Annotated in this window: 24 protein-coding genes; 12 read left to right on the forward strand and 12 right to left on the reverse strand. The window is 68.5% G+C overall.

The annotated features are described in order from the left end of the window. Together AC0685_RS19240 and AC0685_RS19245 are read right to left on the reverse strand one after the other, a co-directional pair. Window positions 1–750: a hypothetical protein gene (locus AC0685_RS19240; protein ID WP_478226765.1), complete on the reverse strand. Its 750-nt coding sequence runs from the start codon at window positions 748–750 to the stop codon at window positions 1–3. Further along, the gene (locus AC0685_RS19245) at window positions 747–956 is read right to left on the reverse strand and encodes a hypothetical protein (RefSeq protein WP_007034335.1); all 210 of its coding nucleotides are present in this window, start codon (window positions 954–956) and stop codon (window positions 747–749) included. The genes AC0685_RS19240 and AC0685_RS19245 overlap by 4 nt, the downstream gene beginning before the upstream one ends. Before the next feature lie 115 nt (window positions 957–1,071). Between AC0685_RS19245 and AC0685_RS19250 the strand changes: the two genes are divergently transcribed. Both AC0685_RS19250 and AC0685_RS19255 read left to right on the forward strand, forming a co-directional pair. Continuing rightward, window positions 1,072–2,676: a sensor histidine kinase gene (locus AC0685_RS19250; RefSeq protein ID WP_478226908.1), complete on the forward strand. Its 1,605-nt coding sequence runs from the start codon at window positions 1,072–1,074 to the stop codon at window positions 2,674–2,676. Continuing rightward, entirely contained in the window at window positions 2,651–3,325 is a 675-nt protein-coding gene (locus AC0685_RS19255; protein WP_478226766.1) for a response regulator transcription factor, read from the forward strand. Before AC0685_RS19250 ends, AC0685_RS19255 begins: the two co-directional genes overlap by 26 nt. On the opposite strand, the gene AC0685_RS19260 is transcribed toward AC0685_RS19255, so the two are convergent. Further along, window positions 3,270–4,391: an FAD-dependent monooxygenase gene (locus AC0685_RS19260; RefSeq protein WP_478226767.1), complete on the reverse strand. Its 1,122-nt coding sequence runs from the start codon at window positions 4,389–4,391 to the stop codon at window positions 3,270–3,272. The genes AC0685_RS19255 and AC0685_RS19260 overlap by 56 nt on opposite strands. A gap of 43 nt (window positions 4,392–4,434) precedes the next feature. On the opposite strand from AC0685_RS19260, the gene AC0685_RS19265 reads away from it, so the two are divergent. Then, window positions 4,435–4,980, forward strand: coding sequence for a TetR/AcrR family transcriptional regulator (locus AC0685_RS19265; RefSeq protein ID WP_478226768.1), 546 nt, complete (start codon window positions 4,435–4,437; stop codon window positions 4,978–4,980). Window positions 4,981–5,360: 380 nt separating this feature from the next. Here the strand turns inward: AC0685_RS19265 and AC0685_RS19270 are convergent, their stop codons facing one another. Genes AC0685_RS19270 through AC0685_RS19280 form a run of 3 tightly spaced genes read right to left on the reverse strand, consistent with a single transcriptional unit; the run spans window position 5,361 to window position 8,052 of the window. Then, window positions 5,361–6,107, reverse strand: a complete 747-nt coding sequence (locus AC0685_RS19270; RefSeq protein WP_478226769.1) for an ABC transporter permease — start codon at window positions 6,105–6,107, stop codon at window positions 5,361–5,363. Beyond that, the gene (locus tag AC0685_RS19275; RefSeq protein WP_478226770.1) at window positions 6,104–7,138 is read right to left on the reverse strand and encodes an alpha/beta hydrolase family protein; all 1,035 of its coding nucleotides are present in this window, start codon (window positions 7,136–7,138) and stop codon (window positions 6,104–6,106) included. The genes AC0685_RS19270 and AC0685_RS19275 overlap by 4 nt, the downstream gene beginning before the upstream one ends. Beyond that, window positions 7,135–8,052, reverse strand: a complete 918-nt coding sequence (locus AC0685_RS19280; protein WP_478226771.1) for an ABC transporter ATP-binding protein — start codon at window positions 8,050–8,052, stop codon at window positions 7,135–7,137. Before AC0685_RS19280 ends, AC0685_RS19275 begins: the two co-directional genes overlap by 4 nt. 135 nt (window positions 8,053–8,187) lie before the next feature. Between AC0685_RS19280 and AC0685_RS19285 the strand changes: the two genes are divergently transcribed. Beyond that, window positions 8,188–8,976, forward strand: coding sequence for an ion transporter (locus tag AC0685_RS19285; protein ID WP_478226772.1), 789 nt, complete (start codon window positions 8,188–8,190; stop codon window positions 8,974–8,976). Here the strand turns inward: AC0685_RS19285 and hrpB are convergent. Next, window positions 8,961–11,354, reverse strand: a complete 2,394-nt coding sequence (gene hrpB, locus AC0685_RS19290; protein WP_478226773.1) for an ATP-dependent helicase HrpB — start codon at window positions 11,352–11,354, stop codon at window positions 8,961–8,963. The two genes, AC0685_RS19285 and hrpB, sit on opposite strands and share 16 nt — an antisense overlap. Continuing rightward, complete coding sequence (locus AC0685_RS19295; RefSeq protein WP_478226774.1) at window positions 11,351–12,178, reverse strand: glutamate ABC transporter substrate-binding protein; 828 nt, start codon at window positions 12,176–12,178, stop codon at window positions 11,351–11,353. Before AC0685_RS19295 ends, hrpB begins: the two co-directional genes overlap by 4 nt. A 91-nt stretch (window positions 12,179–12,269) precedes the next feature. Here AC0685_RS19295 and AC0685_RS19300 point away from each other — a divergent pair, with 91 nt between their 5' ends. Together AC0685_RS19300 and AC0685_RS19305 are read left to right on the forward strand one after the other, a co-directional pair. After that, window positions 12,270–12,758, forward strand: coding sequence for a MauE/DoxX family redox-associated membrane protein (locus AC0685_RS19300; RefSeq protein ID WP_478226909.1), 489 nt, complete (start codon window positions 12,270–12,272; stop codon window positions 12,756–12,758). 2 nt (window positions 12,759–12,760) lie between these two features. Next, entirely contained in the window at window positions 12,761–13,555 is a 795-nt protein-coding gene (locus tag AC0685_RS19305) for a DsbA family protein (RefSeq protein ID WP_478226775.1), read from the forward strand. A 278-nt stretch (window positions 13,556–13,833) separates the two neighbouring features. Here AC0685_RS19305 and AC0685_RS19310 read toward each other — a convergent pair whose 3' ends face one another. Continuing rightward, window positions 13,834–14,718, reverse strand: a complete 885-nt coding sequence (locus AC0685_RS19310) for a LysR family transcriptional regulator (RefSeq protein WP_478226776.1) — start codon at window positions 14,716–14,718, stop codon at window positions 13,834–13,836. Between the two features lie 125 nt (window positions 14,719–14,843). On the opposite strand from AC0685_RS19310, the gene AC0685_RS19315 reads away from it, so the two are divergent. After that, entirely contained in the window at window positions 14,844–15,659 is an 816-nt protein-coding gene (locus AC0685_RS19315; protein WP_478226777.1) for a ThuA domain-containing protein, read from the forward strand. A gap of 176 nt (window positions 15,660–15,835) precedes the next feature. On the opposite strand, the gene AC0685_RS19320 is transcribed toward AC0685_RS19315, so the two are convergent. Then, complete coding sequence (locus AC0685_RS19320; protein ID WP_478226778.1) at window positions 15,836–16,543, reverse strand: RraA family protein; 708 nt, start codon at window positions 16,541–16,543, stop codon at window positions 15,836–15,838. Between the two features lie 354 nt (window positions 16,544–16,897). Then, the gene (locus tag AC0685_RS19325) at window positions 16,898–17,083 is read right to left on the reverse strand and encodes a hypothetical protein (protein ID WP_478226779.1); all 186 of its coding nucleotides are present in this window, start codon (window positions 17,081–17,083) and stop codon (window positions 16,898–16,900) included. A gap of 524 nt (window positions 17,084–17,607) precedes the next feature. On the opposite strand from AC0685_RS19325, the gene AC0685_RS19330 reads away from it, so the two are divergent. Genes AC0685_RS19330 through AC0685_RS19350 form a run of 5 tightly spaced genes read left to right on the forward strand, consistent with a single transcriptional unit; the run spans window position 17,608 to window position 22,186 of the window. Continuing rightward, window positions 17,608–18,801 (forward strand): lipid-transfer protein, encoded by a 1,194-nt coding sequence (locus tag AC0685_RS19330; protein ID WP_478226780.1) that lies wholly within the window; start codon window positions 17,608–17,610, stop codon window positions 18,799–18,801. 19 nt (window positions 18,802–18,820) lie between these two features. After that, window positions 18,821–19,252: a type II toxin-antitoxin system Rv0910 family toxin gene (locus AC0685_RS19335; RefSeq protein ID WP_478226781.1), complete on the forward strand. Its 432-nt coding sequence runs from the start codon at window positions 18,821–18,823 to the stop codon at window positions 19,250–19,252. After that, on the forward strand, window positions 19,249–20,094 hold the full coding sequence (locus tag AC0685_RS19340; RefSeq protein WP_478226782.1) for a MaoC/PaaZ C-terminal domain-containing protein: 846 nt from the start codon (window positions 19,249–19,251) through the stop codon (window positions 20,092–20,094). Before AC0685_RS19335 ends, AC0685_RS19340 begins: the two co-directional genes overlap by 4 nt. An 11-nt stretch (window positions 20,095–20,105) precedes the next feature. After that, on the forward strand, window positions 20,106–20,975 hold the full coding sequence (locus tag AC0685_RS19345; protein ID WP_478226783.1) for an SDR family oxidoreductase: 870 nt from the start codon (window positions 20,106–20,108) through the stop codon (window positions 20,973–20,975). Further along, a complete protein-coding gene (locus AC0685_RS19350; RefSeq protein ID WP_478226784.1) occupies window positions 20,972–22,186 on the forward strand; it encodes an acyl-CoA dehydrogenase family protein in 1,215 nt (404 codons plus the stop codon). The genes AC0685_RS19345 and AC0685_RS19350 overlap by 4 nt, the downstream gene beginning before the upstream one ends. Window positions 22,187–22,453: 267 nt before the next feature. Here AC0685_RS19350 and AC0685_RS19355 read toward each other — a convergent pair whose 3' ends face one another. Continuing rightward, a complete protein-coding gene (locus tag AC0685_RS19355; RefSeq protein WP_478226785.1) occupies window positions 22,454–24,940 on the reverse strand; it encodes a DNA gyrase/topoisomerase IV subunit A in 2,487 nt (828 codons plus the stop codon). Between the last annotated feature and the right edge of the window lie 24 nt (window positions 24,941–24,964).

The raw sequence follows: 24,964 nt of genomic DNA on the forward strand, positions 1-24,964 counted from the left end.
CTACCGGATGGTCTCTTCGACGCGGACGCGCAGCTTCGGCGGGAGTTCGCCGAGCAGATGAGACCATTGCTCCACCCGCTTCTCGCTCAGATGGGTGAGCAGGTCGAGCACCGGAGCCCACAGGTCCTCGTCGGCGGCCGCGACCTGGAGGAGGCCGCGGAACCGGGCTTCGGGGAGCAGCCCGAGGACGTGATCGATCCGGCTCTTGTCGTCGAGGACGAACGCGATCCGGATCAGCGCGTCGTCGCCGATGACGGCCAGCGCCCGGCGCACCGTCGGATCGGGAAGGTGGCCGACGAACCGGCCGACGGTGATCCAGTCCTCGCGGCTCACCAGTTCGACGGCGACCGCGACGACGGTGTCGAGCGGGATCCTGGCGATGATCGCGCTCGCACGGCGCGGGTCCAGCTCGGCCGCGACGTCGGCCAGGAAGGGCGGCTTCAGCCGCTTCGCGACGTCGACGCCCCGGGAGACGTCCACCAGCCCGGCGATCCGCGCGCACAGAAGCGGGCCGAAGACCTTCTCGGCGATCTTCGCGAGGATCGGGCTCGGAACGAGTTTGCTCGCCATCGCCATCCGCTCGAGGGCGGCGAGGTTGGCGTCGAACAGCGTGTCCGTCACCTGTTCGCGGAACGCCTGGAGTTCGGCGGGGTCCACTTTCTCCAGGTACGAGAGCCGCTCCGGGGTGGTGCCCAGGACGCGGGCGAGTTTGAGGATCTCCGCCTGCGCGGCGAAGTTTTCGGTGGTCACAGGCCCACCACCTTGCGAACTGTGCCGCGCAGCAGCGCGGGTACGTACTTCAGACCCTCTTCGCCCGCTTCGGCCAATGCCTTGGCCTGGCGGTGGCGCGCGTCGCGCAGCGCGTCGGAGAGGTCCTGCTTCTCGTTGTCGGCCAGCGCTTCGATGCCTGCCGGGACAGGACCGCCTAGCTGACCGGTGAGTGTGCGCTCGGCCATGGTCGATCATCATGCCTCATCGGACGCGGGAAGCAGGGGACCTTTACTTTCGTCCATGGCGGACCGCTCGTCACGGCTTGTAGCGTCCTGATCTGTGAAGGAAGCGGAGGAGCCCGTGCGGCGGGGGCGTCGGCTGATCATGGACGTCGCGCTGTGGCTCGGGCTCTGCGGCTGGGTGGTCATCGACGCCGGATCCAGCACGAAGCACTGGGAGCTGCTCTTCGGGCTCTCCGCGACCACGGCCGCGATCGCGGTGTCGCGCCGGTACCCGCTGGTCTCCCTCGCCATCGCCATGATCGCGAGCTTCATCGTGCTGGGCAGCTTCGGTGGCCGGGTGCCGATCTGGGAAGGCTTCGTCCTCGTCGCGGTGAGTTACCTCGCCGGTTATCGGCAGCCGGTCGCGAAGCCGATGCTGCGCCTTTTCGCCGTCGTTTCGGTGCTGGCGGTGCCCGTCGCGCTGCTGTGGAGCAAGGACGGGTTCGCGTCCTGGGGTGCGCTGCTCGGCGTCCTGGTCTTCGCGGGGGTGACGCCCTGGCTGCTGGGCAGGTACGTCCGGCAGCGCGAGGACATGGCGCGTGACGGCTGGCGCCGCGCCGAGGAGATGGAGAGCCGTCAGCGGCTCATCGCGGACCGCGCGCGGCTTCGCGAACGGACGAGGATCGCCAGCGACATGCACGATTCGCTGGGCCACGAGCTGAGCCTCATCGCGGTGCGCGCGGCGGCGCTGGAGGTCGCGGGCGGCCTCGACGAGCAGCAGCGGCAGGCCGCGGGCGAACTGCGGCTGAGCGCCGCGACGGCGACCGAACGGCTGCGAGAGATCATCGGGGTCTTGCGCGAGGACGACGCGCCGACCGAGCCGGTGCACGAGAGCATCGACGAACTGCTCGACCGGACAAGGGCGTCGGGTGTCCTGATCGAGTCCTCTGTGGACGCCCGGCTCGACGGGGAACCGCAGATGGTCGACCGCGCCGCGTATCGCGTGGTCCAGGAATCGGTCACGAACGTGGTGAAACACGCGCCGGGTGCCGCGGTCACGGTCCGGGTCACGCGGTCCGAGGGCCGGACGGATGTCGTGGTCACCAACGCCGCGCCGCCCGCGGGGCCGTTGCCGGGCCGGGCGTCGGGCAGGCGCGGGCTGATCGGCCTGCGCGAGCGGGTCCGGCTGGTCGGCGGGACCCTGCGCGCGGGACCGCGCGACGGCGGATTCGAGGTCAGCGCGACCCTGCCGCACGACGCCGCACCGTCGGAGGAATCGCCCGAGAGCCAGGCGGCGATGGACGCCGAGGTCGGGCAGTCGATGTCGGCCAGGGAACTGGAACGCGCCCGCCGTGACGTCCGGCGCAGCCTGATCCAGGCGATCGTCGTGCCGATCGGGCTGTTCGGCTTGGTGGTCGGGATCAGCGGGGTGGTGTTCCTCGTCCAGTGGTACGGCTCGGTCCTCGCCGGTGGCGAGTACGACCGGATCCGGATCGGCCAGACGCGGGCGGAGATCGCGTCCGTCCTGCCCGGCAGCCAGCGGATCGCCCGGCCGCGCGTGGTGGAACCCCCGGTACCGGCGGGGGCGACCTGCGAGTATTACGGCACCGAGCGCACCGTGTTCAACTTGAACTACGAGGCCTACCGGCTGTGCTTCGCCGACGGGAAACTCGTGGCGAAGGACGTGATCAGCGAAGACGAGCAAAGGGGGAACCCGGATGATCCGGGTCGTGCTGGCCGATGACGAGGCGATGATCCGCGCCGGGGTGTCGGCGATCCTGGCCGCGGACGCCGGGATCGAGGTGGTCGCGGAAGCCGAGGACGGGCGCGCCGCCGTCGAGCAGGCCCGCGCGACCAGGCCGGACGTCGTGCTCCTCGACATCCGGATGCCGGTCATGGACGGGCTCAAGGCGGCCGAAGAGATCCGCCGGTTGCTGCCCGAGGTGGGCGTGATCATGCTGACCACGTTCGGCGAGGACGCCTACATCGAACGCGCGCTCGGTCTCGGCGCGAGCGGTTTCCTGCTGAAATCCGGCGATCCTCGTGAACTGCTCGGCGGGATCCACGCGGTCGCGGGTGGCGCGGCGTTCCTTTCGCCGAAGGTCGCGCAGCGGGTCATCGCGCGCTTCTCCGGCAACCAGGTCTCCCGCGCCGAAGAGGCGAAGGCGCTGATCGGCAAACTGACGCCGCGTGAGCAGGAAGTGCTGGCGCTGCTCGGTTCCGGACTGTCCAATGCGGACATCGCCGCGAAGCTGTTCGTGGTCGAGGGCACGGTGAAGGCCTACGTCAGCACCATCCTCAACCGGCTCGGCGCGCGGAACCGGGTGCAGGCGGCGATCACCGCGTACGAGGCGGGGCTGGTCGGCGGGGGACCGGAGGGGTCCAGCCGCTGACGCCGGCGCCGATGCGGGCGGTGAGCGCGCCGGGGAGTAGCCGGAACACGCCGTTGCGGACGGCCACGGCGAGCGGATTGCGCAGCTGCGGGCCGATTCTTCCGGCCTGGACCGAGGCTTTGACCACCGATTGGCTGCGCGGGCGGCGCTGTTCGTCGTAACTCTTCAGTGCCGCGTCGACGTCTTCGTTGCTACTGAGCGCCGCGGCGAGAACGACGGCGTCTTCGATCGCCTGGCAGCCGCCTTGGCCGAGGAACGGCGGCATCGCGTGGGCCGCGTCGCCGAGGAGCGCGACGCGGCCTTTGACGTAGGTGGGCAGGGGAGTGCCGAGCAGGTAGAGATCGTGGTGGAGCAGCGTCTCGGGCGCAGTCGCCTCGATGAGCTCGGGAATCGGTTCGTGCCAGCCGCCGAAGCGGTTTCGCAGATACGACTTCGGGTCCTCGTGACGGACGCCCGCTTCGGCGACGTAGCTCGCCCACCAGTAGACGCGGCCGTCGTGCAGCGGGATGACCCCGATCTCGGCTCCGTCGTCCCAGCTCGTGCTGAGTTCCGTCGGGTGAGGGAGGGTGGTCACCGCGCGGTAGGCCGTGCTGCCGCTGTAGACCGGTTCGGGATGCCGTGGCCAGAGTTGTTCGCGGGCCGTGCTGTGGATTCCGTCCGCGGCGATGATGACGTCGGCGTCGAGATCGTCGAGGTTCGTGACCTCGACGCCGGTGCGGACGCAGCCGTCGGGGAGGGCGTCGCGGAGCGCGCCGATGAGATCCGCGCGGTGGATGGCGGCGAGCGGGCGCCCGTGGTGACGGCGGAACGCCTCGGCGTCCCATCGGGTGATGCGGCGGCCGTCGCGGTCGTGGAGACCGCCGGAGGATTGTTCCTGTTGTCCGGCGAGGCGGACGCCCAGCGTTTCGAGTGACCGCAGGGCGTTCGGCCACAGGGAGATGCCCGCGCCGACGGCGGTGAGCTCCGGCGCCTGTTCGAGGACAGTGACCTCCCAGCCGATGCCGTGCAGTCCGATGGCGGCGCTCAGCCCGCCGATTCCTCCGCCGATCACGATCGCTTTGCGCATGTCGACCTCCTCTACAACTGTAGAGTACTACTACACTTGTAGAGTGCGAAAGGCGACGATCGGGGACGCGGCCATCGAGGTCATCGCGGCCGAGGGGATGCGGGGGCTGACGCATCGCGCCGTCGACCGGTTCGCCGGGCTGCCGCCGGGTTCGACCTCGTACTACGCGCGGACGCGGGCGGCGCTGCTGGAGCTGGCGATCTCGCGGATGATCGAACTCGACGAGGTCACCCTGGACCCGCCACCCGGACGGCTGGCCGAGTACGTGGCGGGGTTCGCCCACGCGGCGATCACGAACGGGCGGACGCGGATGCTCGCGCGGTACGAGTTCGCGCTGGAGGCGACGCGGCGACCGGAGCTGCGTGAGGCCTACGACCGGGGCGGGCTCGTCATCCGGCGGCGGTGCGCGGAGGTGCTCGCCGCGTGCGGATCGGCGGAGCCGGAGCGGCACGCGCGGGTGCTCGTGGCGTGGCTGGAAGGGACGGTCTTCGACGCGCTGGCCGGGACCGGCTCGTTGCGGCCGCCCGGGCTGGAGGAGTTGACGCGAGGGGCGCGGGAGGTGTTGACGGGGCTCGGGGTGGCGGGGTAGCAGGGGACCTTTGCTACCACTTGAGGCTCTGACCTGCGGAAAGAGAGCAGGGGACCTTTGCTGCCGCCCAGGGTGTGTGGAAATAGGGACGTTGAGTGTCTCTATTTCCACACACCCTGTACTCGGCGTAGCGATGCTGACTGTGTGGGTTTTGGGACATCTGACGTCCCAAAACCCACACGGTCACCTCGGGCGTTCCGCTGTGCAGGGAAGCAAGGGACCTTTGCTCCCGCTTCTCTCAATGTCGAGACAAGCGCGTCGACCCGTGGGCTCCGGAACGGGATGTCCCGAAAGCCACAGTGGGACATCAGATGTCCTGAAAGTGGCTTTCGCGACGTGACCGGGCGCCCAAGCGGTAGCAAAGGTCCCTTGCTCCCCCGTCAGGCGTCCCGCCGCCTGAGCACCGTGGAACCGGTGACCAGACCAGCAGCGGCCCAAGCCGCACAGAGCGCGACGCCGACCCAGGGCGCGTAGGGCGCGACGCCGCCGAAGATCGGGTTCGGCTGCCCTGACGTGACCATCGCGTTGACACCCGCGAAGCCGGGGAAGTAGTTCACGAGGTCTTCCCAGCCCAGCGAACCGGCGAACATCGGGATCATCACCAGCAGCACGAACACCGTCACGATCGTTCCCGCCGTCGAGCGCAGCGCCGTCCCGAGACCGAGGCAGAGCAGGCCCAGCAGCGCGAAGTAGCCGCCCATGCCCGCCGCGGTCGCGAGGACCTCGCCCACCGAAGAGTCGGGCGCGGGGATCAGCGGTGCCGAGACCGCCACACCGGCGAGGGTGTTCAGCACGCCGTAGCCGAACAGCACCGGCAGCAGGACGGCCGATTTCGCCGCGAGGACCCGGTTCCGCACCGGGACCCACTGCAGGGTCGAGCGGATGCTGCCACTGGCGTACTCGCTCGTGATGACCAGCGTCGCCAGCGCGACCACGGCGAACTGCGTGAGATAGAACGCCGCCCCGGCCACCACGGCGTGCGGAGCCATCGAGCGTTCGACGCCGGCGTTCGCGGCCAGCCCCACCGCGGCCGAGTAGGCGAGCATCAGGCCGAGCCCGCTGATCAGGCACCACCAGGTCGACCGGACCGACCAGAACTTGGTCCATTCGGAAGAGATCGTGTTCATCGTGCGCTCCACTGCTTGAAGAAACCGGTCAGCTCGTTACGGAAGAACTCCAGCGCCTTCCGTGAGTCGATCGAGCCGTACTGGTTTTCGATCTCGGTCGGCGGGAGCTGCGGTCGCAACCCCAGCTGGTCGATCAGGATCGCGGCGTCGGTCACCGACGAATGGCCGCTGTTCTCGACCAGGTTCTGCTTCTTCGGCCCGGTGAGCCGCGGCCAGGTCTCGTCCCAGGACGCCCGGTAGTACTTCTCGCCGGTCGGGCTGCTCAGCAGCAGGAACGGCCGGTCGAGGGCGACGGTGCCGAAGAACGGACCGTCGACGTTCACACCCGCCTTGATCCGCCGGTCGGCGACCATCGCGGCGGCGGTCGCCGAACCCCCGGCGGAGTGCCCGGCCATCCCGATCTTCGTCGCGTCGATCGACCACCGACGATCCTTCAGCAGGGTGTCGACGACGAAAGTCGTGTCCACAGCGCGGTTCGCGATCGCGGCGGGCCAGGGGTCGTCCGGTCGTCCACAAGCGACACACTGGCGCAGCCCGTCGGGGAACTCCGTCGCCCAGGCTTCGTAGGCGTGGTCGATCCCGGCGACCACGAAGCCTTGCGCGGCAAGGTGTTCGGCCACCGAGGTCAGGGTGATCCGGTTGTTGCCCGCGCCCGGCGAAAGCACCACCAGCGGACGCCGTCCTGGCAGGGAAGGCGCGTTCTCCCGCGAGTGGACCCGCACCTTGCTCAGAGCGTCCGGCGGCAGGTCGAGGTTCCGCCCGGCGACCGCCGCCGCCGACTCGGCGTTGGTCATGTACAGCGGCGCGCGTCCGATCGGGACGGCCGGGTACCAGACGTTGACCATCAGTTCGCGCCGCTTCTCCGGCACCCAAGGGTCGGCGCGCCCCTGATCGGTGAGGTGCAGTGTGCGCAGCCCGATCGGGAGCGGGCCGCCCGGCGCGGGCAGCGACAGTTCCGGTGCCGCCGACGCGGCCGCCGGCACCCCCAGCAGGCCGGCGATCAGCGCCACCAGGACCATGAGTGACTTCATGCCGCGACTCCCGTTCCGTATTCGACCGACGACGCGGTCAGTTCCATGTACGCCTGTTCCAGTGACGCGGTCCGTTCGGCCAGCCCGTGCACGCGGATCCCGAGTTCGTGCACCGCGTCGCCGACGAGGTGGACGGGCAGGTCGTGCACGAGCAGTTCGTCCTGATCGGATTCTGTGGTCGCGCCGAGTGCGCGAAGGCGCTGTTCGAGGACACGCAGGTCGGCGGGAGCGGGCACCCGCACCGCGACCGACGTCCGCGAATTGCCCGCGATGAACTCGTCGACCGGCGCGTCGGCGAGCAACTTCCCCTTGCCGATGACGACCAGCCGGTCCGCGGTCAGCTGCATCTCGCTCATCAGATGGCTAGACACGAAAACCGTGCGGCCCTCCTCCGCGAGCGACCGCATCAGCTGCCGCACCCAGCGGACGCCGTCGGGGTCGAGGCCGTTCACCGGCTCGTCGAACATCAGCACGCCAGGGTCGCCCAGCAGGGCACCGGCGATCCCGAGACGCTGCCCCATACCGAGCGAGAACGTCCCGGCGCGTTTGCCCGCGACGTCGGTGAGGCCCACCGTGGCGAGCACTTCGTCCACCCGGCTCGCCGGGATCCCGTTGCTGCGCGCCATCGCCAGGAGGTGCTTGCCCGCGCTCCGGCCGGGATGCAGCGCCTTGGCCTCCAGTAGTGCGCCGACCACACGCAGCGGGAATCGCAGGTCCTCGTACCTCTTGCCGCCGATGTGGACCTCACCCGCACTGGGCGCGTCGAGGCCGAGCGTCATCCGCATGGTCGTCGACTTGCCCGCGCCGTTGGGACCGAGGAAACCGGTCACCTTGCCCGGTTCGACGGCGAACGTCAGCCCGTCGACCACCGTCTTCTCGCCATAGCGCTTCGTGAGTCCTCGAAGCGTGATCATCCGCGTCCTCCTTCGTGTCCCTGAATCCTCCGATGCGGGGACATCCGCGGGCATCGACCCGAAGTCATCGGCCATCCCTTACTTTCGTCAGGTGCCGCTCGGCACGAGTCACCGCGGAAAGGCAGAATCGGCGCCATGACCACCCGCGAACAACGGCGCGTGAATCCGCTCGACCTGGTGATGCTCGTCCTCGCCGTGTTCTCCGTCGGGCTGCTCGCCTACGTGACGTTCTTCCCGCATTCCGAGGAGACGGCGCACCGTGTCTTCGTCATCGACACGACGGTGTGCGGGATCTTCGCGCTGGAATTTCTCTGGCGGTGGCGGCGCACCGGCTGGGAGAAGCGGTTCCCGCTGCGCAACTGGTACGAGATCCTCGGCATGATCCCCATCGCGCATCCGGCGCTGCGCGGGTTCCGGCTGCTGCGGATCGTCGTGGTGCTGGTCCGGCTCGCCCGCACCGCCGACCGCGCGTTCGGGGAGCGGTTCACGCAGCGACTGGTCGAACGGCTTTCCCGGCCGATCGTGCTCGCGATCAAGAAACCGATCACGATCGCGGTGCTCGACGAGGTCGTCAAAGTGCTGGAAACCGGCAACTATCCGCAGAACCTCGCGCGCTCACTCGGCGAGAACCAGTCGTTGCTGCGGGGGATCATCGCGGAGAAGCTCAAGAACGATCCGCAGGCCGGACGGCTTTCGAAGCTGCCGTTTCACGACGAGGTGGTGCGTTCGGTGATCGACACCGCGATGCGCGTGATCCTCGAAGTGCTGACCGATCCGCGGATCGACGAGTTCTTCGCGCATGTGGTGCGGGAGAACCGGGAGCAGATCCGCAGCGCCGTACAGCTGGGGCTGAACGAGCGTGAGGATGACGAGGAGCTGGCGGCGCAGTTGCCGACCAGACCTCAACATCAACTGATGGACTGACCTCGTGAGGTGCGCCGGGTGGGGGCGGCGTTCAGGGGGTCCTCCGGCCAGGGATGCTTCGGGTAGCGCCCGCGGAGATCGGTGCGCACGGCCGCGTAACCGTTGCGCCAGAACGATTCCAGATCCGCGGTGACCGCCGCGGGCCGCCCGGCGGGGGAGAGCAGGTGCAGCACGACGGGGACGCCAGCCAGTTCCGGCGTCGCGAGCCAGCCGAAGGTCTCCTGCAGTTTGACGGCGAGCACAGGCTGTTCGCCCGAGTAGTCGACCCTGATCCGTGAACCCGACGGTACCTCCAGCCGGTCCGGCGCCAGTTCGTCCAAACGCGACGCCTCTGGCCAGGGCAACAGTCCGCGTAGGGCCGCGCCGGCGTCCAGCGCGGCCAGATCGGACCGGCGACGGGCCGAGTCGAGATCGAGCCAGCTATCCAAAGTGGACAGAAGCTCCGTGTCGGAGACCGCGGGCCAAGGCGCTCCCCGCACGCGATGCAGAAAGGCCAGCCGCTCGCGCAGTCTCTTCCCGTCTTCCGGCCATCGCAGCAGGCCGAGCCCTTCGGTGCGCAGCCCGTCCAGCAGCGCGGTGCGGATCGCGTCCGGCGAGGGCGAGCGCAACGGTTTCTCCGACAGCGTGATCGCGCCGAGTCGCCGCACCGACCGCGACACGACGTCACCCGAAGACCACCGCACTTCGTCCACTGTGGACACCAGGTTCGGCGCGGCGCGCACGGCGAGATCTTCGTCCGCGGGCGCGGCCAGCCGGATGATCCCTTGCGTGCGGCCGGGATCGCGGGTCGCTTCGGCCACCGCCAGCCACTCGACGTCGGCCAGTCCGCTACCCCGCGGCAGTTCGGCCGCCGTTCCACCGGCCATCAGATACACCGGCGCCCCCGCGGAACGCCGTCGCGCGAGCCGCTCGGGGTGCGCCAGCGCCACGACCAGCGCCGGATCGGAGGCGTTGCCGCCGTCGGGAACCAGCTGGGAAAGCCGTCGTACGTCACGCTTCCAGCGCTCGTCGCTGCGTACTCGCCGCAGTTCGGCTTCGAGGTCGGTCAGTGTGCCGCCGCTGTCCAGCAGCGCGACGACCTCGGCCGCCGAACGCGCGTTGGTCCGCGCCGCGCCGTCCAGCAACGCCCTCGCCAGCCGTGGATGCAGCCCCAGACCGGCCATTTTCCGGCCGCGTTCGGTCACCGTGCCGTCTTCCGCTGTTGCCCCGAGCGTGGTCAGCAACGCGCGCCCGGCGGCCAGCGCACCCTCACCGGGCGGATCCCACCAGGCGAGGCCGGAACCGTCCGGAGTGGACCAGCACGCGAGCTCCAGTGCGAACCGCGCCAGCTCGGCGGTCCTGATCTCCGGTTCGGGATACGCGGGCAGGGAGCCCTGTTCATGTGCCGCCCAGCACCGGTACGCGCGACCCGGCGCCTCGCGTCCGGCACGGCCGGCGCGTTGCTCGGCGACCGCGGCCGACACGCGGACCGTCGCCAGCCCTGGCAGGCCGCGCCGGTGATCGACGCGGGGCACGCGCGAAAGTCCGCAGTCCACCACCGCGCGCACCCCCGGCACGGTCAAACTGGACTCGGCGACCGACGTCGAGAGCACCACCCGGCGGCGGGCGCGGGGGCGCAGCGCGTCATCCTGGTGCGCCGCCGACAGCCGCCCGTGCAGGGGCAGCACGTCGGCGTCCAAGCCGCTGAGCAAGCCGCTCACCCTGGCGATCTCTCCCGCGCCGGGGAGGAAGGCGAGCACATCACCGTCCCCTTCGGACAGTGCTTTGTGGATCATACGGGCGACGGTCGCCTCGATCCGTTCGCCGCGCGTGGGCGGGGAGTACGAGACGTCGACCGGATAGGTCCTCGCGTGCGCGGTGATCACCGGCGCGTCACCGAGCAGCGCGGCCAGCCGTCCGGAGGCCACGGTGGCGGACGTCGCGAGCAGGCGCAGGTCGTCCCGCAGTCCTGCGCGCACGTCCAGGAGTAGCGCGAGCAACAGGTCCGCGTCGAGATGGCGTTCGTGGCATTCGTCGAGCAGGACGGTCGACACCCCGCTCAGTTCGGGATCGCCCTGCACCCGCCGGACCAGCAAACCCGACGTCACCACTTCGATCCGCGTCGAAGAAGACACCTTCCGGTCACCGCGAACCGAATAGCCGACCGTCTCGCCGACCCGTTCGCCCAGCAGAGAAGCCATGCGCGCCGCCGCGGCCCGCGCCGCCAGCCGTCTCGGTTCGGCGACGATCACCCGGCCTTCGCCATTGTCCAGCGCGAGCGGCACCAACGTGGTCTTGCCGGTTCCCGGGGGCGCGACGAGTACGGCGGTGCCATGGGCGTCGAGTGCGGCTTCGAGTTCGGGCAGGACAGCGCGAACCGGCAGATCGGGAAGGGTCACTTCTCGGTGACCTGTGGCGGAGGCGGGATCCGGTAGCCGGACGGGCCGATGTTGCGGTTCAGCGATTCGAGCCATTCGCCGGACGAGATCATCTTCTGGATCGCCTTGGCCACCGCAGCCCGCCCCTCGGTGTCTTCCTTGCGCAGGCCGACACCGTACTTCTCCTTCGAGAACGGCTTGCCGACGACTCGCAGCAGCTCCGGGTTCTGCGCCACGTAACCGGCGAGGATGACGTCGTCGGTGGTCACCGCGTCCACCTGTCCGGCGAGGAGTGCCGTGACGCAGTCCTGGTAGCGCGGGTATTCGACGAGCTGGACGGCCTGCGCGAACTTGTCGCGCACCTGTTCGGCGGAGGTGGTGCCGCCCACGGCGCACAGCTTGCGGCCGTTGAGGTTCTCGGGGCCGGTGATGTCGGTCGACCGGAGGCGGACGAGCAGATCCTGGCCGGCGTCGAAATAGGGCCCGGCGAAGCCGACCACCTGTTTCCGTTTTTCGGTGATGGAGTAGGTCGCCACCATCAGATCCGTAATCCCCGAGGTGATGTCCGTCTCGCGGGACGACGGCCTGCTGTCGTGCCAGGTGATGTGATCCTCGTCGACACCCAGTTCGCTCGCGACGTACTTCGCCACGTCGACGTCGAAACCGACGTACCGGCCGTCCATCGTCCGTCGGGAGAGTCCCGGCTGGTCGAAGCGGATGCCGATGGTGAGCTTGTTGGACGCGACGGCGCGCGCGACGAGAGAATCCGACGGACCGGCCTCTTCGCCGCAAGCCGCCGCTGTGACCAGCATCAAGCAGGCCACCAGCAGGGCAGGTCCCCTCATCGGGTGCCTCCGTCCGCCGCCTCACGTTGTTCTCAGGGTCGGCGGTTAGCCTATGCCCGTGCGTAGACCGCCCCAAGTCGTACTCGACGCCGTGGGCACACTCGCCCGGCTCGGACTGGCCGCCGTCTGGTTGGTCTCCGGAGCGCTGAAGATCAGCGATCCGGGGCAGACCTACATCGCGGTCCAGGCTTTCGACGTCCTGCCGGACGGGCTCGTCCGCCCGGTCGCGATCGGGATGCCGCTTGTCGAACTGGCGCTCGGCCTGTTCCTGCTCGCCGGGTTCGTGACCCGGTGGGTGTCGGTGCTGTCGGTGCTGCTGCTCGCGGTGCTCATCGCCGCGATCGTCCAATCCTGGGCGCGCGGACTGAGCATCGACTGTGGCTGCTTCGGTGGTGGCGGTCAGATCGCCGCGGATCAGACGAGGTATCCGCAGGAGATCGCCAGGGACCTCGGGTTCGCGCTACTGGGTGTCTGGCTGATCGTGCGGCCGCGGACGTGGCTGTCCGTGGACGGCTGGCTCGGGAACTCTCAAGCCCCCGCGGACGACGACTATGTGGGTATCGCTGAAGGGAACGAATAATCGTGGGTGGAGCTGAGCGCAACGCTCGGAAACGCAAGCAGCAGCAGACGGCGTCGCGCTCGGTGGCACAGGCCAGGGGCGTCGCGGGCGGCGACAAGAAGAAGGTCGTCGCGATCACCGTCGCGGTGGTCGTGCTCGCCGCGCTGGTGATCGGTGGCGTGATCTGGACGACGTCCAGCAAGGACAGCACCGCGGGCAAGGTGATCGGGGCGCAGCCGACCACGTCGGCGCCCGGTGTCGTCGAGAAGCGCGAGGGGGCGGCCGTGGTCGTCGGCAAGCCCGAGGCGAAGAAGACCATCGACATCTACGCCGACTTCCTCTGCCCGGTCTGCAAGCAGTTCGAAGAGTCGTTCAAGGGGCAGATCGAGGAGCAGGTGAACAACGGGACCCTGCAGGTCCGGTACCACATGCTGCCGATGCTCAACCAGCGCTCCGACCCGCCGGGCTACTCGCTGGACTCCGCCAACGCCTCGCTCGCCGCGGCAGACGCCGGCAAGTTCGTCGCCTTCCACGACGCGCTGTTCAAGGACCAGCCGGAGGAAGGCGGGCGCGGGTTCGACAAGGCGCAGCTGATCAAGCTCGGCCAGGACGTCGGCATCACCGACCCGAGCTTCATGCTCAAGGTCAACAGCGGCGCTTACGACCAGGAGATCCAGGACGCGTACAAGAAGATCTCCACGGATCCGTCGCTGCAGCAGGACTTCGGCAACGGCCCCGGTTTCGGCACGCCGACCGTCACGGCGAACGGGCAGGTCGTGAAGCTGGAGCAGGACTGGGTGCAGAAGGTCGTCAGCTAGCTTTCCTCGTGAAGGCCCCCTTCCCCCGGCTGAGCCGAGGGAAGGGGGCCTTCACGCTGTTCGGGGCCGGTGGGGGGCGGCCGGGTGGTAGCAAAGGTCCCTTGCTCTCTTTCCGCAGGTGACCGTGTGGATTTCGGGACATCTGACGTCCCGAAATCCACACGGTCGGTCAGCATCGCTACGCCGAGTGCTGGGTGTGTGGAAACAGGGACACTCAACGTCTCTATTTCCACACACCCCCTGGCGGTAGCAAAGGTCCCTTGCTCCCTTTTCCCTGGTCAGGGGCGCGAAGCGGACGCGACAGTCGCGAAGGCGTGTACGCGGGCCGTCTCCGCTGAGCACGGCCAGACGAGGCCCCACTCGACGTCGGGAGAGCCTGCGAAGGGAACGAAGCGGATTCGCGGGTGGCTGAAGTACTCCCGAGCGTGTGCGGCGAGCGGGCAGATGCCGGCGCCGGTGGCGATCGCGGCGAGTAGTTCCTGAAAGGTCGCGAGGGGCTTGCCCCGCGTCACAGGGTGTCCGGCCGGCGTCAGCCACTGGCGTGGTTCCTCGACCCAGTACGGCTCTGGCGGATGCGCCGCGCGAAGGACGGTGTCGCGGGCGAGGTCGTCCAGCGTCACGGACTTCCGTCGCGCGAAAGGGTGTTTCGACGACACCGCGAGCACCATCGGTTCGGTGTACACGACCGGTCCGGTCGTGAGATCGGGTTCGTCGGCCGGAAGCAAGGTCACCAGCACGTCGATCTCACCCGAGCGCAGCATCGCCATCGGATCGGCGAAATCGGCTTCGCGGATGAGGAGTTCCGTGTCCGGGTAGCGCTGCCGGAAACGGTCCAGGTGATCTTCGATCAGGTCGGCGACGCCGGGCGCTTCGAAACCCAGCCGTAGCACGCCGCCGATCCCGCGTCCGGCCGCGATCGCGCGGTCGATGCCTTCGTGCAGCGCGCGGTAGGCGGGGCCGAGGTCGTCCCGCAGCCGTTCGCCGATCGGCGTGAGCCGGACCCGCCTGCTGGTGCGGGCGAAGAGCGACGCGCCGATCCGGCGCTCCACCTGCTTGATCGTCTGGCTCACCCGTGCCTGCGAGACGTGCAGGCGTTCCGCGGTGCGGCCGAAATGCAGTTCGTCGGCCAGCGCCAGGAAGATCTCGATGTCCCGCAGTTCCATAATCCCCAGGTTATCGGTCTGGGCCGGTGTCGGTCAGCGGGAACCGGCTTTTCCGCAGGTCTAGCGCTTTGTCATGAATTAATTCAAGATGTGAACTTACACACTCTCGGCATGGGTGGTGAGGTATGAGGAAATTCGCGGTCCAACTAGCTCTGCTGTTCGTTTCGTGTCTCGCACTGGCGTTGGCGCCGGTGAAGGCGCAGGCGGCACCCGCGTTCAACGTGCTGGCCTTCTACAACGGCACCTACGACGCGGCGCATATCAGCTTCGTCAAGGAAGCCAACCAGTGGTTCCCGAAAACCGCTTCACAGCACAACTTCGGCTACACCGCGACCAACGACTGGAACCGGCTGAACTCGCTACAACCTTCGCAGTACCAGGTCGTGCTGTTCCTCGACGATCTGCCGCAGACCTCGGCGCAGCGTGCGGGCTTCGAGCGTTACATGAACGCGGGTGGGGCGTTCTTCGGCTTCCACGTGGCGGCGTTCACCACGAATCCGTCCACTTGGGACTGGTACCACAACGGGTTCCTCGGCACGGGCGCGTTCAAGTCCAACACCTGGGGGCCGACGACGGCGACGCTGAAGGTGGAGAACCGGCCGCATCCGTCGACCACACGGCTGCCCGCGACCTTCACCTCGTCGGTGAGCGAGTGGTACGCCTGGAACAGGGACTTGCGCAAGAATCCGGACATCCGGATCCTCGCGTCGGTGGATCCGGTGAGCTTTCCGCTCGGGACCGACCCGAACCAGTCCTGGTACAGCGGGTACTACCCGATCCTCTGGACCAACGCCAAGTACAAGATGCTGTACGCCAACTTCGGCCACGACAAGATGAACTACGAGACGAACCAGCCGCTTTCGTCGACCTTCGGCAGTGAGGTGCAGAACCGTTTCGTCATCGACGGTCTGCTGTGGCTGGGCGGCTCGAAGACGTCGTAAGCCAGGGGCCTGGCCGGCGTGTTTTCCCTGGTCAGGCCCTCCGGTGGTAGCAAAGGTCCCTTGCTCTCCCGCGGGTGTCGTGAAGGCCTCCTTGCCCACCCTGAAGGTAGTGAAGGGGCCCTTCACGGACGGCCTTCGCGGCGCGCCCGGAGTCAGGCGGTAGCAAAGGTCCCTTGCTACTCCTCGATGGCGCCGCCGACCGCCCGCAGGTGCTGCCGGAACGTCAGCGAAGGCGACTTCGCGCGCTCCGCGAGGAAGTCGGCGAAGCGCACTTGCTCGCGAAGGGACTCTCCGGCGCGGATCCGGTCGGCCTGGAGCCGCTCGGTGTCGCGGATTCCCTCGGCGCGGTCCAGGACCTCGTCCGCCCGGTCTGCCGGGACGAACAGGACGCCGTCTTCGTCGCCGAACACGAGATCGTCCCGTGTCACCGTCCACTCGCCGACGACGGCCGATTCGAGCGCGCCGTCCGGGCGGGCGGCGACCGAGAGCGGACCGGTCGGGATCGAGCCGAGGCTGAACACCGGCAGCCCGATCTTCTTGATGTCGGCGGTGTCGCGATGCAGTCCCCAGATGACCACACCGCTCAGCCCGGCCGCCTCGGCTTCGAGCACCGCGAGGTCCCCGACGCAGCTCTCGTCGAGCCTGCCGCCGTTGTCGACGACGAGGACGTCGCCGGGGTTCGCGGTTTCGTACGCCTCCAGGAAGACGTCGACACTGCCGACGTGCCGGGCGGGGGTGACCCGCCCGGCCACGCGGCCGCCGGGCACGACCGCGTGCGTACCGGCGGGCGCGCACCGGACCGGGACGCCGGCGCGGACGCAGCCGTCGGTCAGATGCGCGGTGGTCAGCAGGGAGAACCGCTGCCGAAGCTCCTCGAGATCCATATCCCGACTTTAGCCACGGCGCCACACCACGGGCTTGACCTGATTCCAGTCGTCCCGCACGCCTCCCATGACCTCACCGTTCTCGCCCATGATGGCGCCGCAACCGTCTCCGAAGGGCGTCGGAAGCGTCTCGACCGGGCCGCCCGCGACCACACCGCGGGAATCGTGGCGGTACCCATGGTCCGCAAACAGCCCGTGAGGACGCCCGACCCGTTGAGCGCGGTCACCGTCACGGTCTCCGGCACCGGGTTGGAGGTGTCGTAGGCCGTCCAAAGCCGTTGGCCCCCTTGGACGTCGGCCAGCACCTTGCCGTCCCGGATCGCGATGGCCAGGTGCCGCCGTACTGCTTCTGCATCAGGATCGTGCCGTCGTGGTCGATGTCCACCGGACCGAGCAGTGGCGGGGAGTCCAGGAGCACCGGGTGCGCGCGGTCGCCGCCCACGTGCCGTACCGCGGATCGTTGTACACCTTGCCGACGATGTCACCGCGGTTGTTCATACCGGTGACGGCCGTCTGGGCGTATCCCGGAACCTTCTCCAAGAGCTGGAACCCGCCGTTCTCGAAGACGGAACGAGCGACCGGTCCTCGCCGAGATCGCGTAGCCGTTCGTGAGAACCGCCCCCGACGTGTTCTCGTCCACTGCTTCGATCGTGTCGTAGCCCGCCGGGAGGCCGTGGTTCTGGAAGGTTCCGCCGGCCCAGGTGAGCAAGCCGCCTTCGAAGTGCCCCGCGTAGTTTCCGGCCCGTCGGTGGCCACCACCTGAACGGTGCCGAACGGCTGTGGCAGGTAGGTCGTCGTCCACCCGTCCGGGTCCGCGGAAGAACTGCCGGCCGACAGCAGACCGGCGGCGACAGTGGCCGCCAGGACCGTACTCGTTCGTTTCATCGTTACCCCCTGTGTCGTGTTCTCCCTGGTTAGCGCGGGTGTGGCTCGTCCGTCTGCGTCACCTGACACGGAACGTGCCGTAAGTAACATCCGTGCAGACCTGTATGTAAGGGGTTGATAAATACAGTCCTGTCTGTATCTTCAGATCCAGCAGCGACCCGGCAACGACAAGGAGCGTCGTGGTGGCCAACAAGGTGTACGTCGTCGGCGTGGGCATGACGAAGTTCGAGAAGCCCGGACGTCGCGAAGACTGGGATTACCCGCAGATGGCCAAGGAGTCCGGGACCAAGGCGCTCGAAGACGCCGGGATCTCCTTCGACGAGGTGCGGCAGGCCTACGTCGGCTACGTCTACGGCGAGTCGACCTCGGGGCAGCGGGCGGTCTACGAACTGGGCATGACCGGGATCCCGGTCGTCAACGTCAACAACAACTGCTCGACCGGGTCGACCGCGCTGTACCTGGCCGCGGAGGCGATCCGGGGCGGCCGCGCGGACTGCGCGCTCGCACTGGGTTTCGAGAAGATGCAGCCTGGATCACTCGGCTCGACCTACGACGACCGCGAGCAGCCGATGGGCAGGCACATCCAGGCGCTCGCGGAGATCTCCGAGGTGCTCTTCCCGCCCGCACCGTGGATGTTCGGCGCGGCGGGCCGCGAGCATATGAAGACCTACGGCACCACCGCCGAGCACTTCGCCAAGATCGGCGAGAAGAACCACCGGCATTCGGTGAACAACCCGTACGCGCAGTTCCAGGAAAGCTATTCGCTGCAGGACATCCTGGACTCGCGGATGATCTATGACCCGCTCACCAAACTCCAGTGCTCGCCGACCTCGGATGGATCCGGCGCGGCGATCCTCGCCAGCGAGTCCTTTGTGGACTCGCACGGGCTGGCGGAGCAGGCCGTGGAGATCGTCGGGCAGGCGATGACCACCGACTTCGCCAGCACCTTCGACGGCACCGCGAAGAACATCATCGGCTACGACATGAACGTCCAGGCCGCGCGCCAGGTGTACGACCAGGCCGGGCTCGGCGCGGAGGACTTCCAGGTCATCGAACTGCACGACTGCTTCTCCGCCAACGAACTCCTGCTCTACGAGGCGCTCGGACTCTGCGCCGAAGGGGAAGCCGGGAAGCTCGTCGACTCCGGGGACACCACCTACGGCGGCAAGTGGGTCGTCAACCCGTCCGGCGGGCTGATCTCCAAGGGACACCCGCTCGGCGCCACCGGCCTCGCGCAATGCGCCGAACTCACCTGGCAGCTGCGCGGAACCGCGGACAAACGCCAGGTCGACGGCGTCCAGGCCGCGCTGCAGCACAACATCGGACTCGGCGGCGCCGCCGTCGTCACCGCCTACCAGCGCGCCGAGCGCTGATCCACCGAAAGGAACCATCATGGGCAAGATCAGTGCCTCCGTCGAACTCCCCGCCGCTCCCGAAAAGGTGTGGGCGGAGTTCTCCAACCCCAACAACTTCGAAAAGTGGCTGACCATCCACACCAAGTGGAAGGGCGAGGTCCCGGCCGAATTCTCCAAGGGGGCGCAGGCTTCCGAGGTCGTCACGATGCTCGGGATGCCGAACACGATCACCTGGACCGTGGACGAGTTCGAGGCGCCGTCGAAGCTGGCGATCTCCGGGACCGGGATGGCCGGGGTGAGGGTCAAGTTCGAGCTGTCTGTGGAGGCGTCCGGCGAAGGTTCGCTCGCCAGTATCGACGCGGAGTTCGCCGGCCAGATGATCGTCGGCGCGCTCGGCAAGGCCGTCGAGAAGGACGGTAAGAAGAACCTCGACGCCTCCCTCGAGAACTTCAAGGCGCTGGTCGCGTGACCGACGAGCGCTTCGACCCTGGTGGGCTCGGCAAGTGGACCGACGAGTCCCGGTTCGAGGTGACCCGCGAGCGGCTGATCGAGTACGCGAAGGCCACCAACGACCCGATCCCGGCGCATCTCGCGGGGGACGTCGCGAGCCCCGTGTTCGCGATCGTGCCGGTGTTCGAGTCGCTGATGGAGCCGGCGCTCGAGGTCGTCCCGGTCGGGTTGTTCGGTCGGATCGTGCACGGAGAACAGGAATTCCGGTTCCACCGGCCGATCCGCCCCGGCGACAAGCTCGTGTCACGAGCTCGGATGACCGGCTACGAAGGGCTGCCGAACGGCACGCGCGGCACCATTCATCTCGAATGCCGGACCGAGGGCGGCGACCTGGTCAACGAGCAGTACGTGACCTTGTTCGTGCGGGGGTTCGACACCGGCGAGACACGGGGCGAACTCGGGCCGGAGCACAAGTTCGACGAAGGCCTGCGTTCGCGGGCGCCGGTGGCGAAGGTCAGCCAGCACGTCGACGACGACCAGACGTACCGATACGCGCCCGCCGCCGGCGATCCCATGCCCATCCACCTCGACGAAGAGGTCGCGAAGGATTCGGGACTGCCGGGGATCATCGCGCACGGCCTGTGCACCATGGCGTTCACCTCGTGGGCGCTGCTGACCGAGGTCGCCGGGTCCGATGTGGACAGACTGAAGCGGTTCGCCGTGCGGTTCGCCAAGCCGGTGCTGCCCGGGCAGGACCTGACGACGTCCATCTGGAGCGCGGGTGCCGGGACCTACGCGTTCGAAACCACCGTTGGCGAAACCGTCGTGATCAAGGACGGCCTCGCGGAATTCGCGGAGTAGGAGCAAAAGCCATGGGAGCACTCGACGGGCGGGTCGCCGTCATCACCGGTGCCGGACGCGGGATCGGCCGCGAGCACGCACTGCTGTTCGCGCGGGAGGGCGCGAGCGTCGTCGTCAACGACCTCGGCGGCGCGAACGACGGCAGCGGCAGCGACACCGGGCCCGCACAGGAAGTCGTCGACGAGATCCGCGCGGCGGGCGGGAAGGCCGTGGCGAACACGGCCAACGTCGCCGACTGGGCGGGCGCCGAGGAACTGGTCGCGCAGGCGGTGAGCGAGTTCGGCAGGCTGGACGTCGTCGTGAACAACGCGGGCATTCTGCGCGACGCGTTCATCGCGGGACTGGAAGAGTCCCAATGGGATTCCGTGATCGCGGTGCATCTGAAGGGACACGCAGCGGTGCTGAAGCACGCTGCCGCGTACTGGAAGAGCGCGAGCAAGGCCGGCGAACCGGTGGCGGGTTCGGTGATCAACACCGCCTCGGCGTCCGGGACCACGTTGCCGAACGCGGGGCAGGCGAACTACGGCGCGGCGAAGGCGGGGATCGCCGCGCTGACGCTGGTCGCCGCCGAGGAACTGGAACGCTACGGCGTGCGGGTCAACGCGATCGCGCCGATCGCGCGCACGCGGCTCACCCTGGCGACGCCGGGCATGGGCGCGATCTTCGCCCAGGAGGTCGAGGAAGGCGAGTTCGACGCGTTCTCCCCGGCCAACATCTCGCCGCTGGTGGCCTACCTCGCGACCGAGAAATGCCCGATCACCGGCAAGGTGTTCGCGGTGCAGGGCGGCGCGATCTCCGAACTCGCGGGCTGGCACGACGTCAAGGTGATCGAAACCGAGGCCGCCTGGGAGATCGACGACATCGCCGCGAGGCTGCCGTGATCGAGTGGTCCGAGACCGAACTGCTGATCAGGGACGCCATCCGGGAGTTCGTCGACAAGGAGATCCGGCCGCACCTCGACGCGCTGGAAAGCGGGGAGCTGCCGCCGTACGACATCATCCGGAAGATGTTCGCGTCCTTCGGCATCGACGCGCTCGCGCGGGAATCGGTGTCGAAACTGCTGTCGAAGTCGCCTGGGTCCGGTTCGGGTGGCGGCGGGCTCGCGTTCGGCGGGCAGGAGGCGATGGCGCTCATCGCGGTGAGCGAACTGGCCGGGGTCAGCCTCGGCATCGTCGCCTCGCTCGGCGTGAGCATCGGGCTGACCGCGCAGACGATCCTCACCAAGGGCACGCAAGCGCAGAAGGAGCGCTGGCTGCCCGGACTGGCGACGTTCGAGAAGGTCGGCGCGTGGGCGATCACCGAACCCGACTCCGGTTCGGACGCTTTCGGCGGGATGAAGACGTCGGTGCGGCGCGACGGCGACGAGTATGTCCTCAATGGACAGAAGACGTTCATCACCAACGGTCCGTACGCCGACACGATCATCGTGTACGCGAAGCTCGACGACGGCTCGGACGTCCGCGACCGCAAGGTGCTGACATTCGTGCTGGACAAGGGCATGCCCGGGCTCACGCAGGGCAAACCGTTCAAGAAGATGGGCATGATGTCCTCGCCGACCGGTGAGCTGTTCTTCAGCGACGTCCGGCTCGGGCGGGACAGGCTGCTCGGCGAATCCGAGACCGGTCGCGACGGCGACAGCAAGGCCGAGGTGAAGTCCGGATTCGCAGTCGAGCGGATCGGCGTCGCGGCGCTGGCGCTCGGGATCATCAACGAATGCCACCGGCTCTGCGTGGACTACGCGAAGAACCGGAAGCTGTGGGGGCAGGAGATCGGGCGGTTCCAGTTGATCCAGCTCAAGCTGGCGAAGATGGAGGTCGCGCGGATCAACGTGCAGAACATGGTGTTCCAGCTGATCGAGACCCTGCGCGCGGGCAAGATGCCGACGCTGGCCGAGGCTTCGGCGATGAAGCTGTACTCGTCTGAGGCGGCCACCGAGGTGGCGATGGAGGCCGTGCAGTTGTTCGGCGGGAACGGGTACATGGCGGAGTACCGGGTGGAGCAGCTCGCGCGGGACGCGAAGTCGCTGATGATCTACGCGGGCAGCAACGAAATCCAGGTGACACACATCGCGAAGGGCCTGCTGGGCCGCTGAGAGACCGCCCGCGAGGGAGCAAGGGACCTTTGCTACCACGCGGGAGGCGGTTGCCCCGCGGACGACACACGTGACCGACCGGACGGCACGCGTGCTTGGAGCCGGATCACGTGTGCGTGGGGCCGGAACTCGCGTGACTGAAGGCGGAACTCGCGTGCGTGGGGCCGGAACTCGCGGCGGTTACGGCCGCGGGTGTGTTCCGGCTCCACGCACGCGAGTCTCGTGTTCCAGCACGCGTGATCCGGGTTGGAGCACGTATCGAGCGGGTCAGTCGCGTTCGATCAGGTGGCCGACGACCTCGGGGCCAGGGTGTGCGTGGCCGGAGCCATCGCGCCGGACGTCGACCTCCGGCAACTCCACCGGGTCACCGGTGCGCGAGGCGCCGGCGGGACGCGGGCCGATCCAGCCGACGACCAGCCGCGTCTCGCCCTTGAGGAACCGCTGCGCCCGGACACCGCCGGTCGCCCGGCCCTTGGCCGGGTACTCGCTGAACGGGGTCACCTTCACGCTCGCGCCGGTCGCGGTGACGACCATCGGCTCGCCGTGTTCGGCGTCGTCGGTGCGGATCGCGCCGAAGAAGACCACTCCCGCTTCACCGCGCACGGTGATCCCGGCCATGCCGCCGCCCTTGAGACCCTGCGGCCGCACCAGCGAAGCCGGGTAGCGGAGCAGTGACGCTTCGGACGACAGGAACGCCAGCGTCTCGTTGCCGTCGGTGAGCCAGCTGGCGCCGACGACCTCGTCGCCGTCCTTCAGGCTGATCACGTCGAACTCGTCAGAGCGGACCGGCCACTCCGGCGCGCACACCTTCACGACACCGTGCTTCGTGCCGAGCGCGAGCCCTGGGGAGCCGGCCGCCTGCTCGCCGAGCGGGGCCAGCCCGATGACGCGCTCGCCCTTCTCCAGCGGCACCAGTTCCTTCGCGGCCATCCCGCCGCGCAGGGAGACGGTGCCCGCCTGCTCGGGCAGCACCGGCAGCGGCAGCACGTCGGTCTTGAACGCGCGGCCGCGGTTGGTCACCAGCAGTACCTGACCGCGTGCGGTCGAATGGACCACCGCGGACACCGAGTCGTGTTTGACGCGGCCGTTGCGGCGCCGCACTTCCGACGCCTCCTCCGATTCCGCGGCCGTCCGCGCGACCAGTCCGGTGGCCGACAGGATCACCTGGCACGGATCGTCGGCGACCTCCAGCGGCCCCGACGGCTTCGACGCGGCGAGGACCTCCTTGAGGTCGCCGTCGATCAGCGCGGTGCGGCGTTCGGCGGGGTGGTCCTTGGCGATCTTGGCCAGCTCGGCCGAGACGACCTTCTTCAGCACCGACTCGTCGTCGAGGATCTTCGACAGCTCGGCGATCTCCGCGCGCAGTTTGTCCTGCTCGGCTTCGAGCTCGATCCGGTCGTACTTCGTGAGCCGCCGCAGCGGGGTGTCCAGGATGTAGGTCGCCTGGATCTCCGAGAGCTTGAACCGCTTCATCAGGCCGTCCTTCGCGGCCGCGGCGTTCTCGCTCTCGCGGATCAGCTTGATCACCTTGTCGATGTTGAGCAGGGCGATCAGCAGACCGTCGACCAGGTGCAGCCGCTCTTCGCGCTTGCGGCGCCGGTACCGCGTGCGGCGGGTGACGACCTCGTAGCGGTGGCTGAGGAAGACCTCCAGCAGCGCCTTGAGCCCCAGCGTCTGCGGCTGCCCGTCCACCAGCACGAGGTTGTTGATACCGAACGACTGCTCCAGCGGCGTGAGCCGGTACAGGTCCGCGAGCAACGCCTGCGGGTTCACGCCGACCTTGCATTCGATGACCAGCCGCGTGCCGTTCTCGCGGTCGGTGAGGTCCTTGACGTCGGCGATGCCGGTGAGCCGCTTGGACTTGTTGACCTCGTCGGTGATCTTCTCGATCACCTTCTCCGGGCCGACGCCGTACGGCAGCTCGGTGACGGTGATCGCCTGGCGGCCGCGGCTGCCCTCCAGCGGCCCGGTCTCGGCGCTGGCGCGCATCCGCACGACGCCTCGGCCGGTCTCGTACGCGCGGCGCACTTCGTCGAGGCCCAGCAGCGAACCGCCGGTCGGCAGGTCGGGGCCCGGGACGAACTCCATGAGCTTGTCGAGGGTGGCGTTCGGGTGGTTGATCAGCCATCGCGCCGCGCCGATGACCTCGGTCAGGTTGTGCGGGATCATGTTGGTCGCCATCCCGACCGCGATCCCGGACGTGCCGTTGACCAGCAGGTTCGGGAACGCCGCGGGCAGCACGGACGGCTCTTCGAGCGAGCCGTCGTAGTTCGGCCGGAAGTCGACGGTGTCCTCGCCGAGTTCGCCGACCAGCAGCATGGCCTCCGGGGAGAGCCGCGCTTCGGTGTACCGCGAGGCGGCCGGGCCGTCGTCGGGGGAGCCGAAGTTGCCGTGCCCGTCGACCAGCGGGACGTTGAGCGAGAAGTCCTGTGCGAGCCGGACCATGGCGTCGTAGATCGCGCTGTCGCCGTGCGGGTGGTACCGGCCCATCACGTCACCGATCACGCGAGCCGACTTCACGTACGCGTGTGTCGGCCGGTAACCGTTCTCGTTCATCGAGTACATGATCCGGCGGTGCACCGGCTTCAGCCCGTCCCGCGCGTCCGGGAGCGCTCGCGAGTGGATGACCGAGTAGGCGTACTCCAGGTACGAATCCTCGATCTCCGTCTTCAGCGAGTTGTCGAAGACGTTCGCGCCGGGGCGGTCGAACGCGGTGGGGTCGACCTTGGTGGTGGGGCCCTTACGGCGTGCCATTGCTCAAAGCTCCTTGAATAGCAG

The sequence above is a fragment of the Amycolatopsis sp. NPDC043889 genome, assembly GCF_056435645.1.